General features: G+C 32.2%; 13 protein-coding genes. All 13 read left to right on the top strand.

Features of this window, described 5'->3' with window-relative positions; all coding sequences use genetic code 11:
* Positions 1-45: 45 nt before the first annotated feature.
* The 13 genes from K8Z87_RS10165 (at position 46) to K8Z87_RS10105 (ending at position 15661) form a co-directional block, all read left to right on the top strand.
* Positions 46-2376, top strand: a complete 2331-nt coding sequence (locus tag K8Z87_RS10165) for a TonB-dependent receptor domain-containing protein (protein ID WP_317207424.1) — start codon at positions 46-48, stop codon at positions 2374-2376.
* Positions 2377-2414: 38 nt separating this feature from the next.
* Positions 2415-3545, top strand: a complete 1131-nt coding sequence (locus K8Z87_RS10160; RefSeq protein WP_227477452.1) for a PQQ-dependent sugar dehydrogenase — start codon at positions 2415-2417, stop codon at positions 3543-3545.
* Between the two features lie 11 nt (positions 3546-3556).
* Positions 3557-3988, top strand: a complete 432-nt coding sequence (locus tag K8Z87_RS10155) for a c-type cytochrome (protein ID WP_227477451.1) — start codon at positions 3557-3559, stop codon at positions 3986-3988.
* Positions 3989-4035: 47 nt separating this feature from the next.
* A complete protein-coding gene (udk, locus tag K8Z87_RS10150; protein ID WP_227477450.1) occupies positions 4036-4641 on the top strand; it encodes a uridine kinase in 606 nt (201 codons plus the stop codon).
* Positions 4641-4967 carry an FtsB family cell division protein gene (locus K8Z87_RS10145; protein WP_227477449.1) on the top strand — a complete coding sequence of 109 codons (327 nt, stop codon included), beginning with the start codon at positions 4641-4643 and terminating at the stop codon, positions 4965-4967. The genes udk and K8Z87_RS10145 overlap by 1 nt, the downstream gene beginning before the upstream one ends.
* Positions 4960-6330 (top strand): methylmalonyl-CoA mutase subunit beta, encoded by a 1371-nt coding sequence (locus K8Z87_RS10140; protein ID WP_227477448.1) that lies wholly within the window; start codon positions 4960-4962, stop codon positions 6328-6330. The genes K8Z87_RS10145 and K8Z87_RS10140 overlap by 8 nt, the downstream gene beginning before the upstream one ends.
* Positions 6320-6964 (top strand): hypothetical protein, encoded by a 645-nt coding sequence (locus K8Z87_RS10135; RefSeq protein WP_227477447.1) that lies wholly within the window; start codon positions 6320-6322, stop codon positions 6962-6964. The genes K8Z87_RS10140 and K8Z87_RS10135 overlap by 11 nt, the downstream gene beginning before the upstream one ends.
* Positions 6964-9087, top strand: coding sequence for a methylmalonyl-CoA mutase (gene scpA / locus K8Z87_RS10130; RefSeq protein WP_227477446.1), 2124 nt, complete (start codon positions 6964-6966; stop codon positions 9085-9087). The genes K8Z87_RS10135 and scpA overlap by 1 nt, the downstream gene beginning before the upstream one ends.
* A 165-nt stretch (positions 9088-9252) precedes the next feature.
* Complete coding sequence (locus K8Z87_RS10125) at positions 9253-10227, top strand: outer membrane beta-barrel protein (protein WP_227477445.1); 975 nt, start codon at positions 9253-9255, stop codon at positions 10225-10227.
* A gap of 201 nt (positions 10228-10428) precedes the next feature.
* Positions 10429-13287 carry a M16 family metallopeptidase gene (locus K8Z87_RS10120; protein WP_227477444.1) on the top strand — a complete coding sequence of 953 codons (2859 nt, stop codon included), beginning with the start codon at positions 10429-10431 and terminating at the stop codon, positions 13285-13287.
* A 134-nt stretch (positions 13288-13421) separates the two neighbouring features.
* A complete protein-coding gene (locus tag K8Z87_RS10115) occupies positions 13422-14204 on the top strand; it encodes a ParA family protein (RefSeq protein ID WP_227477443.1) in 783 nt (260 codons plus the stop codon).
* Positions 14188-15090 (top strand): ParB/RepB/Spo0J family partition protein, encoded by a 903-nt coding sequence (locus tag K8Z87_RS10110; RefSeq protein ID WP_227477442.1) that lies wholly within the window; start codon positions 14188-14190, stop codon positions 15088-15090. Before K8Z87_RS10115 ends, K8Z87_RS10110 begins: the two co-directional genes overlap by 17 nt.
* Entirely contained in the window at positions 15080-15661 is a 582-nt protein-coding gene (locus tag K8Z87_RS10105) for a DUF5683 domain-containing protein (RefSeq protein ID WP_227477441.1), read from the top strand. The genes K8Z87_RS10110 and K8Z87_RS10105 overlap by 11 nt, the downstream gene beginning before the upstream one ends.

Genomic DNA, 15661 nt, shown 5'->3' with positions numbered 1-15661 from the left:
TTAATTTAGGGTGATTAGCGCATTAAATCATTTTTTTAGATTTAGATTTACGCACTCTTAATTAACAAAATATCATTTCATATCAGCTCTACGTCTATAAAAATAATCTCCTTTATATTATTAATACTTCCTGTTTTAGGTTTCTCTCAAACAATAAAAGGAAAAGTTATTGATAGTGATCAAAGAATACCTTTAGAAAATGTTTCTATTATAAACATTCAAGACAATAACATTACTACAAGTACATCAAATGGTGAGTTTGAAATTTCTGAAGGGCAATATCAAATTATAAAGAGTGGTTATAAAACTAAAACTATAACAGTAAAAGATTCAAAATATCTTATAATTGAATTAGTTATAAATCCTTCAGAATTAAATGAGATAATTATTAACGCAAACCAAATTCCTAAAGCGCTTAAAAAATCGGTTGCGACTATTGAAATTCTTTCAAAAAAGGATATTGATCGCAGTAACGATATTAATATCTCTCAAGTACTAAACAGAACACCTGGAGTTTTTGTACAAAGTGGTGCATTAAACACCAATCGATTTACAATACGTGGTATAGGATCTCGTAATCTTTTTGGAACATCAAAAATTAGAGCATATTTTAAAGATATTCCATTAACTAATGGTAGTGGAGAAACAACAATCGAAGATTTTGAACTTGGATCTATTTCTCGCATCGAAGTTATAAAAGGTGCTACATCTAGCATTTATGGTGCTGGATTAGGTGGCACAATTCATCTTACACCGCAAAATGCTTATTTAAATGAAACTTCAGTTAATAGTCAATTAACCGTTGGATCTTTTGGATTAGTAAAAGGCACTGTAAACTTTAATCACGGTAACACAAAAAACAGCTACAGAGGTGTTTATAGCAATACGCACTCTGACGGTTATAGAGATAATAACGAATACGATAGACAGACTTTTACATTTAGCACCAACCATTATATTAATAATAATAACGAAATCTCTGTGTTAGCAAGTTATGTAGATTTAAAAGCATTTATACCGAGTTCATTAAATGAAGATACCTTTATCAACAATCCAACAGCAGCGGCATTTACATGGGCTCAAGCGCAAGGTTTTGAATACTCTAAACGTGGAATTTTAGGTGTTACCTGGAATCATCAATATCAAGAAAAATTAAAACAGGTTACTAGTGTTTTTGGTTCTTTTAGAGATGCTTACGAGCCAAGACCATTTAATATTTTAGAAGAAAACACTTTTGCATTAGGTTTACGAAGTCGATTATTAGGTAAAGCTACATTGTTTAACAAACCACTTAACTACACCTTTGGTGGAGAATATTTTAGAGATCGTTATACCTCTGGCACATTTGAAAACTTATTTGAAGATTTTCCTGAAGGTACTGGTAGTGTTGAAGGCGATCGTCTATCAGACTTTAAAGAAAACAGAAGTTATTTTAATCTCTTTTTTGAAACCAATTACGAAGTTTTAAAAAATACATCTATTGTTATTGGACTAAACTATAACCAAACATCATATGACTTAGAAGATCGTTTTCCTGTTTCAGATGGAAACCCAGATCAATCGGGCGAATTTAATTTTGATGGAATTTTATCTCCAAAAATTGGACTTTCCCATTTAATTTCTAATGACATTAGCTTATATGGAAGTGTCAGTCAAGGTTTTTCTCCGCTTTCTTTAGAAGATACTTTATTACCTGATGGGCAAATCAATACAGATTTAGAGCCTGAAACCGGTTGGAATTACGAAATCGGAACAAGAGGTTCTGCCTTCAACAATAAGTTATTATTTAATCTTGCCATCTACAGATTAGATGTAAGAAACCTTTTAGTAGCTAGACGTGTTGCTGAAGATCAATTTATTGGTGTAAATGCTGGAAAAACACAACACGATGGTCTAGAACTAGCTGTAAATTACCAATGGATTGATACAGAAAAGTTTAAATTAGGTACGTTTTTAAACTATACCCTTAATGACTTTACATTTGAAGAGTTTATCGATGAGGATAACGATTTTTCCGGAAACGATTTAACAGGTGTTCCGTCAGAGGTATTTAATGCAGGTATAGATATCAGTTCTAAATTTGGTATTTATGGCAATATTAATTTCCAACATGTCGGCAGCCAGCCTATAACGGACAGTAATAGTTTATTTAGCGATAGTTACAATTTAACAAACATAAAAGTTGGTTATAAAAAAGAGCTAACAAAACGCATAACATTTAATGCGTTTTTTGGTATAGATAATGTGTTAGATGAAGTGTTTGCATCTCAAATTTTAATCAACGCAAGTAGTTTTGGTGGCAATGCGCCTCGCTTTTTTTACCCAGGCAATCCTATAAACTATTATGGTGGATTTAACATTAACTATACTTTTTAAACAAATATGCATAACTTTATGCTTTAAAACCTTTCAAAATGAAACAGTACAAACTTATTCTTGCCATGTGCTTTATAACTACTCTAGCATGTGCACAAGTCCAACAAAAAGAATCTAGTGTTAAAGCTGAAGCCCCGACAACCATTAATTACACCACTGAAGTTGTAGTTTCTGAACTTAATATCCCTTGGGGTATGGTTTTTATGCCTGATGGTTCTATGTTAATTACAGAGAAAACTGGCGAACTTATTCATTTTAAAGATGGTAAAAAAACAGAGATACAAGGTTTACCAGAAATATATTTACGTGGACAAGGTGGACTTTTAGATATAGAATTGCATCCTGATTATGCTAACAATGGTTGGATATACATGTCTCATGCTTCTGCAGATGGTGAAGGTGATGGCGGAAATACAGCAATAATAAGAGCTAAATTAAATGGCAACACATTAACTGATGTAGAACGTTTATATAAAGCAGGACCAAATTCTAGAAGAGGTCAACATTTTGGATCTCGTATAGAGTTTGATGATGATGGCTATCTATATTTCTCTGTAGGAGATCGTGGTAGTAGAGATGTAAACCCACAAGACATTACTAAAGACTGCGGAAAAATTTATCGCCTTAACGATGATGGTAGTATACCAAAAGACAACCCATTTGTAGATACACCAAATGCTAAAACAGCTATATATAGTTATGGCCATAGAAATCCTCAAGGCATGGTAAAACATCCTGAAACTGGTAAAATATGGGTGCATGAACATGGACCTAGAGGTGGAGATGAAATTAATATTATACAAAAAGGAAAGAATTTTGGTTGGCCAGTAATTAGTTATGGAATTAATTACAGTGGTACTATATTCACAGAAATTACTGAGAAAAAAGGAATGCAACAACCTTTATTTTATTGGGTACCATCTATAGCTCCGAGTGGAATGACTTTTATCACCTCTGATATATATCCTGATTGGAAAGGGAATTTACTCGCAGGTTCATTAAAATTTGAATATGTAGAACGTCTAGTTCTTAAAGACAATAAGGTAGTGAAACGTGAAAAATTACTAGAAGGTATGGGGCGTGTTAGAAATGTTCGTCAAGGACCAGATGGATATATTTATGCTGCACTAGAAGGAGTTGGCATTGTGAAAATTGTTCCTAATAAATAGTAACATAAAATATGAAATTACTCAGTTATATTACAATAATTACAGTTGGCTTTATTTTAATAATAGTAAATCAAACAGATGTTACTAATTACAACACTGTTCAGGATAAAGTATTGCAAGAAAGTATAAAGCGTGGTAATGATGTCTATGCAGATTTCTGTATTACTTGTCATTTAGATTCTGGAGAAGGAGTGAAAAATACTTTTCCGCCTTTAGCAAATTCAGATTATCTTAAAACTAACAGAGAGTCTAGTATTAAAGGCCTTAAATACGGATTAAAAGGTAAAATTACTGTAAACGGAAAAGTATATAATAGCTATATGGCTCCACAAGGGCTTGGCAATGATGAAATAGCTGATGTTATGAACTATATCAACCATAGTTGGGGTAATACATACGGAGAAATTGTAACTGAAGAAGAAGTTGCAAAAATCAAAAAATAAGTGAAGCTATTTAATTAACTTTGCTACGTTAATTAAAAGAATATTTCATGCTTATAATTGGAATTGCTGGTGGCACTGGCTGTGGTAAAACCACAGTAGTTAACACTATACTCAACGAACTCCCTGAAGGAGAAGTTGTTGTTATTTCGCAAGATTCTTATTATAAAGACACATCGCATTTAAGTTATGAAGAACGCGTAAAAATTAATTTTGATCATCCACGTTCTATTGATTTTGAATTACTTGTTTCACACCTTAATAAATTAAAAGCAGGCAATACCATATCGCAACCCGTTTATTCGTTTGTTAAACATAATAGAACTGGAGATACGATTCAGACACAACCTAGAAAAGTTGTCATTGTAGAAGGTATTTTAATTTTAACAAACCCAGAAATAAGAGATCTTTTTGATATTAAAATATTTGTACACGCAGATAGTGATGAGCGTTTAATACGACGCTTAAAACGCGATATTAGTGAACGTGGTAGAGACATAGATGAAGTATTATCTCGTTACCAAACCACACTAAAACCTATGCATGAACAATTCATTGAACCCATGAAAGAATATGCCGATATTATAATACCAAATAATAAATACAATACAGTTGCAGTTGATATTGTAAAGACAATAATTAACGAACGTTTATAATGAAATCTTCTAAAAGAAAATATCTAAAACCATTTAAAAACATTTACCTTTTGGTTATAGTGGTTTTTGCTGTATGGATGATTTTCTTTGACGCGCACTCATGGTTATTACACCGCGATTTAAATGAAGATATTGAAGCTCTAGAAAACGAAAAAGCATATTATAAAACTGAAATGCTTAAAGATAATAAAGCTATAAAAGAACTAAGTACTGAAGAAGGCGTTGAAAAAACAGCTAGAGAAACGTATTTTATGAAAAAGCCAAACGAGGAAATTTATATCATTGAATACGAAGATAGTATTCCTAAGAAAAAGAAAAATGAGTAAACCATTATTTAAAGATTTCGATTCGGTGTCTTCTAAAGCATGGAAACAAAAAATACAATTCGATTTAAAAGGTGCAGATTATAATGACACTTTAATATGGAAAACAGATGAAGGAATCGATGTAAAACCTTTTTATCATGCTGATGAGTATAATACATTTCCTGAAGTTTCTGATACTAAAACAACAGCTTGGTCAATTGGTCAAACTATCGAGGTTTCAGATGTGGCATCTGCCAATTTAAAAGCTATTGATGCTATAGAACGTGGTGCAGAAAGCATTCGGTTTATTATAAATTCTGAATCTGTTTCTGTTTCAAACCTTGTTCAGAATATTGATGTTTCAGAAATTCCTATTTATTTTAAAACATCTTTTTTATCGGCTTCTTTTATTCAAAACGCTTATAATATAATAGAAGATACATCTAACATCTATTTTAATACAGATATTATTGGCAACCTAGCTAAAACCGGAAACTGGTACATTAATCTAAAAGAAGATCATACACAGTTTAAAACCATAACAAAAACAACCAACCAACTTTATATAGACATAAGCTTATATCAAAATGCTGGCGCAACAGCAGTTCAACAACTAGCTTATGGTTTAGCACAAACGAATGAATATTTAAATCATCTTAATAGCAGTAATGAAAGCACATTGCAATCGCTTAAAATCATTTTTAATGTTGTTGTTGGTTCTAATTATTTCTTCGAAATTGCCAAGCTAAAAGCACTACGTCAATTATGGAATACTTTAGCTTCTGAGTATAACTGCAATACAGAATGTTATATTATTGCAGCTCCAAGTAAGCGTAATAAAACCATTTACGACTACAATGTAAACATGTTACGTACAACAACAGAATGTATGAGTGCTATTTTAGGTGGCGCCAATACCGTTTTTAATGTAGCGTATGATGATTTGTATCATGAGTCAAATGAATTTGGAGAACGTATTTCTAGAAATCAACTCTTAATACTTAAAAAAGAAAGTTATTTCAATGCTGTAAATAATCCATCTGACGGAGCTTATTATATAGAAAACTTAACACAACAATTAGCAGAAAAAGCGCTAGATCTTTTTAAAGGTATTGAAGCCAATGGTGGATTTTTATTACAATTAAAAGAAGGCACAATTCAAAGAAAAATTAAAGAAAGTGCCGCTAAAGAACAAATAAGTTTTGATAATGGTGAGATTACTCTATTAGGAACAAATAAGCATCCAAATACAAAGGATAGAATGAAAGATGATCTTGAGAAATCTCCATTTTTAAAAATTGAAAAAAGAAAAACATTAATAGAGCCAATAATAGAGAAAAGACTATCTGAAACATTGGAAATTAAAAGATTAAATGACGAATAAACTAATGACATTGAGAAAATTTATAATTCCTGTTTTAATAGCTATAAGTTTTACTTTACAGTCTTGTAAAAATGAAACAAAAACGCAAAACACATTTAATAGTGACGATATAGAAACCAAACGTCATTTATTAGAAAATGATGGCATTCAGTTATTTCTTCCCGTAGAATTTGAACGTTATTCTGCTTCAAAGTATGAACGCCTTTTAGATTCTCTAGTAAACAAAAAAGAATTTGAATTAGAACGAGAACGTTTAAAAAACATAAGAAAACTAGATGGTAATAATTACATCTACTATGCTTCAAATTTAGGTACTACGTTTTTGGCTAACACCATTCCATATGCACCAATAGCCAAGCAAGATGCGCAAAAATTATTAGGCATTATCCAACAAAATCAAAGCAGTATTGCTAAAGACACAAATGTAGAGTTTACAAGAATTACTGCAAAATTTAGAGCTTTGCCAAGTGCACAAATTTTTAAAGCCATTTTTAGAGTAGATAAAAAAAAAGGAGATAAATCTTTTTTTCAACAAGCATATTTTATTAATTCTAACCAAAAATCAATACTAATTAATATTACAACTCCTATTGATATTGATTTTGATCCCTATATAGAAAAAATGATTTTTTAATGGCAAGGAAAGAGCTTCAACATATATCGCTAAAATCAAATTCTAAGAAATCTCCTCTTTTAGATAAAAGCGTATTTAAAACTGCTGAAGATATTGAGGTTAAGTCAACATATTCAAGTGATGATACAAAAAATTTAGAACACATCAATTTTGTTGCTGGTTTAGCGCCCAACTTACGTGGGCCTTATAGTACAATGTATGTTCGTCGTCCCTGGACCATCCGCCAATATGCAGGGTTTTCAACAGCAGAAGAAAGTAATGCTTTTTACAGACGTAATCTAGCCGCTGGCCAAAAAGGGCTTTCTGTAGCTTTTGATTTGGCAACACATCGTGGTTATGATTCAGACCATGAACGCGTAGTAGGTGATGTTGGTAAAGCTGGTGTAGCTATCGACTCGGTTGAAGACATGAAAATACTCTTCGATCAAATTCCGTTAGATAAAATGTCTGTTTCCATGACTATGAATGGTGCTGTACTTCCCATTCTTGCATTTTATATTGTTGCTGCAGAAGAACAAGGAGTAAAACCAGAACAATTAGCTGGTACAATTCAGAATGATATTTTAAAGGAGTTTATGGTACGTAATACCTACATCTATCCGCCTACGCCTTCAATGAAAATTATTTCTGATATTTTTGAATACACCAGTAAATACATGCCAAAATTTAATAGCATTAGTATTTCTGGATACCATATGCAAGAAGCTGGCGCTACTTGTGATATTGAATTGGCTTATACACTTGCTGATGGTTTAGAGTACATTCGTAAAGGCTTAGCAGCTGGTATGGATATCGATACGTTTGCGCCTCGCTTATCTTTTTTCTGGGCTATAGGTATGAATCACTTTATGGAAATTGCCAAAATGCGAGCGGCACGTATGCTTTGGGCTAAATTGGTTAAACAATTTAATCCTAAAAATGAAAAATCACTGGCTTTAAGAACGCATTGTCAAACCTCAGGGTGGAGTTTAACAGAGCAAGATCCGTTTAATAATGTGGCGCGTACAACAATTGAAGCTGCTGCTGCTGCCTTTGGTGGCACACAAAGTTTACATACTAATGCGTTGGATGAAGCCATTGCACTACCAACTGATTTTTCTGCCCGTATTGCAAGAAACACACAAATCTTTTTACAGGAAGAAACTAAAATTACAAAAACGGTTGACCCTTGGGCTGGAAGTTATTACGTTGAAAAACTAACCCATGATATCGCTCAAAAAGCATGGGAACTAATTGAAGAAGTTGAAGAACTTGGAGGCATGACAAAAGCCATCGAAGCTGGAATACCGAAGCTACGTATTGAAGAAGCTGCTGCTCGTAAACAAGCACGAATAGATTCTGGGCAAGACATTATTGTAGGTGTCAATAAATACCGATTAGAACAAGAAGACCCCTTACACATTTTAGAAGTAGACAATCAAACGGTACGTAATGCGCAAATAGAGCGATTAAATACAATCAAAGCTGAACGAAACACTGAAAATGTTAAGAAGGCGCTGTCAAAATTAACTGAAGCTGCCCGTTTAGGTAACAAAAATCTTTTAACTTTAGCCGTTGAAGCAGCTCGAGAACGTGCCACACTAGGTGAAATTAGTGATGCCCTTGAAGCAGAGTTTGGACGTTATAAAGCACAAATAAGATCATTTAGCGGCGTGTATAGTAAAGAAATAAAAGACGACAATTCATTTAATAAAGCTAGAAAATTAGCCGATGTTTTTGCAGAACAAGATGGGCGTAGACCACGTATTATGATTGCAAAAATGGGGCAAGATGGTCATGACCGTGGTGCCAAAGTTGTAGCTACTGGTTATGCCGATGTGGGCTTTGATGTAGATATAGGTCCATTATTTCAAACACCAGCTGAAGCTGCCAAACAAGCTGTAGAAAATGATGTTCATATTTTAGGTGTGTCTTCATTAGCAGCTGGTCATAAAACTTTAGTACCACAAGTGATTGAGGAGTTAAAACGCTATGGACGAGAAGACATTATGGTGATTGTTGGTGGTGTCATCCCAAAACAAGATTATCAATATTTATTCGATGCTGGTGCAGTCGCTGTTTTTGGACCAGGCACAAAAATTAGTACTGCTGCAATTCAAATTTTAGAGATTTTAATTGATTGACAACTTCTAAAAAAGTCAATTATACGCCAAAATAAGCTCACTTATTTTAAAAGTATCATTTCTACTGCTTATGGTACATTTATTGATAAATTTTAACAATTATCAAACCTTTTATTAGTTAACTTTACGTAAAAAAGGTTTGCTACATCTATTAAATTACTCATTATGAAAAAGAAAACAACAAATTTAATACTATTAGTAGTAGTATTTATATCTGCTTTAAGTTTTGCCCAAGAGCAGAATATCAATATTTCAGGCAATCAAACTTCTGTTAAAGTTTTATCTTCTGGTACTATTAATTTTTATAAAACAGCTAGTACTAATACACATTATATTGAAAATACAAAACTCCAAACAGGGATTGTTGAACTCAAAAAATTAGGTGAGCCTCATACTGTAAATAAAAATAGAGGAAAGTTAATTGTCATTTTTAATGATTGTGTTAGCATTAGAACTAAAGCTTCAAAAAGTGATATGACTGAAGCTAGAGTTATTCAACTTATAAATGATTATAATAATTGTTCTGAATATACTGACAGTTTTGAATTATCAGAACGTCAAAAAATCGATCAAACTTATGCTAATCAAAAAAGTGTTTTAAATTATGATTTCGGTATAGGTTATCACAACCAAACTACTGATATTAGGATTAATAATCAGGGTGAACAAAGTGAAGATGATGGTAGTTTAAGCCTTTTTGCTAGTTTAAACATTTCTCCAGCTCACCTAGGGAGTTTAACCGGTAGATTATTTTACGATTTCACATTACAGTATAATTTTAATACTTCATTTGAATTTACAAATGTTGAACAAGATCTATCTTCATTACAAATTACAATAACACCTAAATATTATTTTAACAAACCTGAATCTAAATTAAATCCATTTATTGGTGCTGGTTTAGGAGCTGTAATCTTAGATTATGAAATAACAGATATTACACAAGTTACATTTGATACTATTGATAGTTCTAGAACTAAATTTATTTATGGTTTTGAAATTGGCGCAGAATTTTTATCTGATTTCGAATTTACCTTAGCTTATTATCCAGATTATAAAAATGATATCGTCATAGATGAAGATAATATTATACGTTCAGATTTCCAGAATTTATCTTTTAAATTAGGGTATAAATTTTAATTTTTGAATATATATAAATGATGACACTTAGAGTTAGTAAAATACTCTAAACTTAACTTTATCATCAGTACTTATGTATTAAAACAGAGCGTTAAATTCTCTTTAACGCTTTGATATTAATAATTTATGCTCTATTTTTAAAGAAATTTCCTATACTTAAATTTAGGAATAAAATTCATTAATCATTAAACCATCTTTATTATGAAACGATGTATTTCTATGGCAAAATGTGCCATAATTATGCTCTGCGCCACCTTAACTTTCTCAACATTTGCGCAGACAAAAACAAACCCTGAGAATCAAACTACGGGTTCAGTTCCTTCTGACAATTTACCAATTACAGACGATGTAAAAATTGGCAAACTATCTAATGGTCTCACGTATTACATTCAAAATAATGGAAAACCAGAAGACAAAGTAGAATTGCGCTTGGCTATAAAGGCGGGTTCAATCTTAGAAACCGATGATCAATTAGGTTTAGCGCACTTTATGGAGCACATGAACTTTAATGGAACTAATAATTTTCAGAAGAATGAATTGATTGATTATTTGCAAAGTATTGGTGTAGAGTTCGGTGCCGATTTAAATGCGTATACAAGTTTTGATGAGACTGTATATATTTTACCTATTCCTAGTGATGATCCAGAAAAGCTAGAAAAAGGCTTCGAAATTCTTCAAGATTGGGCTGGAGGCGCTTTACTTACTGATAAGGATATTGATGAAGAACGTGGAGTTGTTATTGAAGAATACAGAACACGTTTAGGAGCTGCAACGCGTATGCAACAAAAATATTTAGACAAGATTGCTTATAAATCTAGATATGCAGATCGTTTACCTATTGGAACTAAAGAAAATTTAGAAACTTTTAAATATGAGAGTTTAAGAAACTTCCAAAAAGATTGGTATCGTCCAGATTTAATGGCAGTAATTGCTGTTGGTGATTTAGATGTTGAAACACTAGAGAAAAAGATAAAAACACATTTCGGTAAGCTTTCAAATCCTAATAACCCTAAACTCCGTGAAGAATATGGTTCTGAAAATCATGAAGGTACATTTATAGCTATAGAAACTGATGAAGAAGCTTCTGCTAGCCAAGTTCAAATTTATTATAAAGATAAAGGAGAACCTAAAGTAACTAAAACTGTAAAAGATTACAGGGACAACATGGTTGAAGGTTTATTTACAGAAATGATTAATAACAGACTTAGAGAGTATAGCAACAAACCTAATCCACCATTTGTTTTCGGATTTTCATTTCATGGTGGAATTATAGGCAATAAAGAAGCTTATCAATCTATTGCGCAGACTAAAGAAACCGGACAATTAGAAGCTTTAAAAACACTTTTAGAAGAAAATGAACGTGTAAAGCGTTTTGGTTTTAATGCTTCGGAATTTGAACGTGCTAAAAAAGGCTATTTAGCCAGATTAGATCGTGCTTATAAGAACAGAGATAAATTAGAGTCTAACAGAATTGTTGGTGGTTATATTCAAAATTTCCTTAACGATAATCCTATTCCTGGAATAGAATGGATTAATGGTTATGCAAACTCTGAACTACCTAACATTAAATTAGAAGAGGTTAATGGTTTAATTGCTGATTTTTTACATGACGATAATAGATTGGTAGTATTAACAGGTCCTAAAAAAGAAGGACTTAAAACCGTAACCGAAGAAGAAGTTGTTGCATTATTAGATGCCGTTAAAAAATCGGATATTAAAAATTATGAAGATGAACTTGTACGTTCTGAACTCATGACTACTAAGCCTAAAAAAGGTGGTATTGCTAAAATTGATATTAAAAATCATGAAAAACTTAATGAAACTGCTGTAATTACCTTGAGTAATGGTGCAAAAATCATTTATAAGAAAACTGATTTTAAAAATGATGAAATTTTATTAGATGCCTTCAGTTATGGAGGAACGTCTTTATATACAGATGAAGAGTTTTTACAAGTTGCAAATGCTAATGGCGGATTAACAGAAGCTGGTATTGATGGGTTAACCAGAAATGACATTACAAAAATAATGTCTGGCAAAATTGCTTCTGTAAGACCATACATTGGCACCTATAATGAAGGTTTAAGAGGTTCTGCTTCTCCTAAAGATTTAGAATCAATGTTTCAAATGATTCATCTCTATTTTACAAAACTAGATAAAGACGAAAAAGCCTTTGCTTCATTCATCAGTAAACAAAAAGCATTTTTAGGAAATCTACAATCTAATCCAAATACATATTTCTCAATAGCTTTAGGTAAATACCTTAATGAAGGAAACCCTAGATATGTTGGTTTTCCATCACCTGAAGATCTAGATAAAGCCAATTACGATTTAGCCTACAAAAAATATAAAGAACGTTTTGCTAATGCTGGTGATTTCAACTTTTATTTTGTTGGAAATATAGACGATACTAAACTTGCTGAATATGCGCAAACGTATATCGCTTCTTTACCAGGAAATGATCAAAGAGAAACATATAAAGTTCCTACGTTTAGACCAAAATCTGGTGCTCATGAGTTGATCATTAAAAAAGGAACCGAACCAAAAAGCAATGTTAATCTTACATACCGAGGTGAAACAGAATATAATGCCAAAGAAGCTAGAGCCATGCGAGCTTTAGGAGAGATTCTAAGCATAAAACTTATAGAAAAGTTAAGAGAAGAAGAAGGTGGTGTGTATGGTGCTGGTGCTAGAGGTTCTATAACTAAAATTCCTTACGGTAGTTTTAATTTTAGCATCTCATTTCCTTGTGCCCCAGAAAATGCAGAGAAACTAGCTGATGCTGCTATTGGTGAGCTTCAAAAAATTATAGATAATGGTCCAGAAGCTGGAGATTTAGACAAAGTTAAAAAAGCACAGCTACTGAGCCGTAAAGATCAATTAGAGCAAAATCGTTTTTGGCTATCTACCATCAGAAACACGGACTATAACAAAGGTGATATCAATGATGTTCTTAATTTTGAAGATAATGTTAATGCATTAACTGTAAAGGACATACACGATGTTGCAAAAAAATACCTTACCGATGGGTATTTAAGAGCTATGCTGATGCCTGAAGATTAATCGATATAATTAAAATAAACATTGAAAGAGCGGCTGGTTGTCGCTCTTTTTTTATTTAACTCCTGTTAACAACTTCGGTTTTCAAAACCCATAAATAATCGTATTTTTAAACCCTATTTAAACCAAATCATTTAATGGGTAAAATCATTGCAATAGCCAACCAAAAAGGCGGTGTTGGTAAAACAACAACTTCAGTTAATTTAGCTGCGTCTTTAGGTGTCTTAGAAAAAAAAATCCTACTTATTGATGCTGACCCACAAGCAAATGCCAGTTCTGGTTTAGGTATAGATGTTGATAATGTTGAAAAAGGATCTTATCAAGTTTTAGAGCATACCATTTCTGCAAAAGAGGCTGTTGTACCTTCAAATGCACCACATGTAGACATAATACCAGCGCATATCGATTTAGTAGCCATAGAAATAGAACTTGTTGATAAGGAGGCTAGAGAATACATGTTAAAGAAATCAATAGATGATATTAAAAATGATTACGATTATATCATTATAGATTGTGCTCCATCATTAGGGTTATTAACTTTAAATGCTTTAACAGCAGCTGACGCAGTAATTATTCCAATACAATGCGAATATTTTGCATTAGAAGGTTTAGGAAAACTATTGAATACTATAAAAAGTGTGCAAAAGATTCATAATGAAGCCTTAGATATTGAAGGTTTGTTATTAACGATGTTCGATTCTCGTCTTCGATTATCAAATCAAGTTGTAGAAGAAGTGCAAAAGCATTTTAGTGATATGGTTTTTGAAACAATTATTCAACGTAATGTTCGTTTAGGTGAAGCACCTAGTTATGGTGAAAGTATTATTAACTATGATGTAAGTAGTAAAGGCGCTGCTAATTATCTAAGTTTAGCAAAAGAGATTATCAAAAAAAATAATACCAATGGCAAAAGCAACTAAAAAACAAGCTTTAGGACGTGGGCTTTCTGCTTTATTGAAAGATCCTGTAAACGATATAAAATCTGCTGAAGATAAAAACGCAGATAAAGTTGTTGGTAATATTGTAGAATTAGACATTTCAGATATTGAAATTAATCCATTTCAACCTCGAACTAATTTTAATGATGAAACATTAAAAGAATTAGCTTCTTCCATTAGAGAGTTAGGAGTTATACAACCGATCACCGTTCGCAAATTAGCGTTTAATAAATACCAATTAGTCTCTGGAGAACGTCGTTTTAGAGCTTCAAAATTAATAGGTAATACTACAATTCCTGCTTACATTAGGATTGCTAATGATCAAGAATCATTAGAGATGGCTTTGGTTGAAAATATTCAACGTCAAGACTTAGATCCTATAGAAATTGCATTGTCATATCAGCGTTTAATAGACGAAATAAAACTCACTCAAGAACAAATGAGTGAGCGTGTTGGTAAAAAACGTTCAACTATAGCCAATTATTTACGATTGTTAAAATTAGATCCTATTATTCAAACTGGTATGCGAGATGGTTTTATATCTATGGGACATGGTAGAGCGATGATTAATATTGAAAATCAAATTGATCAGCTTGAGGTTTATGAAAAAATAATCAGTAATAAATTATCTGTAAGAGCTACCGAAGCTTTAGTTAAAAATTTAAATAACCCTACTGAAGATTATACTGAAAAAACAGTACAAGAACCACCTAAACATATTAAAAAAGGTATTAAAGAATTTTCAGAATACTTTGGCCATAAAATAGACGTTAAAGTAACAAAGAATGGTAGTGGTAAGATTACAATCCCTTTTCATTCTGAAGAAGATTTCAATCGTATAAAAAAACTTGTGCAACGTGCTAAATAAGCATTATTTCATTACTATAGTTTGCTGTTTACTCTGTGTTATTTCCTTTTCACAAGAAAGAAAAGATAGTACCGTTGTAACTAATGAAGATCTCAAAATTTCTAATCTATCTGTTACTAGAAAACCCATTGACCCGCTTTCGCCTGCCAAAGCTGCATTTTACTCGGCGGTTTTACCTGGTCTTGGTCAAGCATACAATAAAAAATACTGGAAAATACCAATCGTTTACGCTGCTCTCGGAACTGGCGTTTATTTCTACATTACTAATGATAATGAATTAGATCGATTTAGAGATGCATTTAAAAGACGTAGAGCCGGATTTAATGATGATGAATTTCAAAACATCTCTGACGATGGTTTAATTAGAGCACAACGTCAATTTAGACGAAACAAAGAAATATCTCTTTTTGTTACCATTGGTATCTACGCACTGAATATTATTGATGCTAACATTGATGCACATTTACTACAATTTAATGTGGACGAAAACTTATCGTTTAAACCACATTTTCAGTACAATCGCATGGAACACTCTTCCGACTTAGGATTAACCTTTAATTATACATTTTAA

The organism is Winogradskyella immobilis (genome assembly GCF_021887715.1).
GTDB lineage: Bacteria > Bacteroidota > Bacteroidia > Flavobacteriales > Flavobacteriaceae > Winogradskyella > Winogradskyella immobilis.
Note: the sequence above shows the minus strand (reverse complement) of the source record. Positions and strands in the feature narration are given on the sequence as shown.

Excerpts from the sequence above, each read along its gene's own strand:
- K8Z87_RS10120 (WP_227477444.1), top strand. The coding sequence starts at position 10,429 with ATGAAACGATGTATTTCTATGGCAAAATGTGCCATAATTATGCTCTGC.
- K8Z87_RS10135 (WP_227477447.1), top strand. The coding sequence starts at position 6,320 with ATGACGAATAAACTAATGACATTGAGAAAATTTATAATTCCTGTTTTA.
- udk (WP_227477450.1), top strand. The coding sequence starts at position 4,036 with ATGCTTATAATTGGAATTGCTGGTGGCACTGGCTGTGGTAAAACCACA.
- K8Z87_RS10115 (WP_227477443.1), top strand. The coding sequence starts at position 13,422 with ATGGGTAAAATCATTGCAATAGCCAACCAAAAAGGCGGTGTTGGTAAA.
- K8Z87_RS10155 (WP_227477451.1), top strand. The coding sequence starts at position 3,557 with ATGAAATTACTCAGTTATATTACAATAATTACAGTTGGCTTTATTTTA.
- K8Z87_RS10110 (WP_227477442.1), top strand. The coding sequence starts at position 14,188 with ATGGCAAAAGCAACTAAAAAACAAGCTTTAGGACGTGGGCTTTCTGCT.
- K8Z87_RS10160 (WP_227477452.1), top strand. The coding sequence starts at position 2,415 with ATGAAACAGTACAAACTTATTCTTGCCATGTGCTTTATAACTACTCTA.
- scpA (WP_227477446.1), top strand. The coding sequence starts at position 6,964 with ATGGCAAGGAAAGAGCTTCAACATATATCGCTAAAATCAAATTCTAAG.
- K8Z87_RS10125 (WP_227477445.1), top strand. The coding sequence starts at position 9,253 with ATGAAAAAGAAAACAACAAATTTAATACTATTAGTAGTAGTATTTATA.
- K8Z87_RS10140 (WP_227477448.1), top strand. The coding sequence starts at position 4,960 with ATGAGTAAACCATTATTTAAAGATTTCGATTCGGTGTCTTCTAAAGCA.
- K8Z87_RS10145 (WP_227477449.1), top strand. The coding sequence starts at position 4,641 with ATGAAATCTTCTAAAAGAAAATATCTAAAACCATTTAAAAACATTTAC.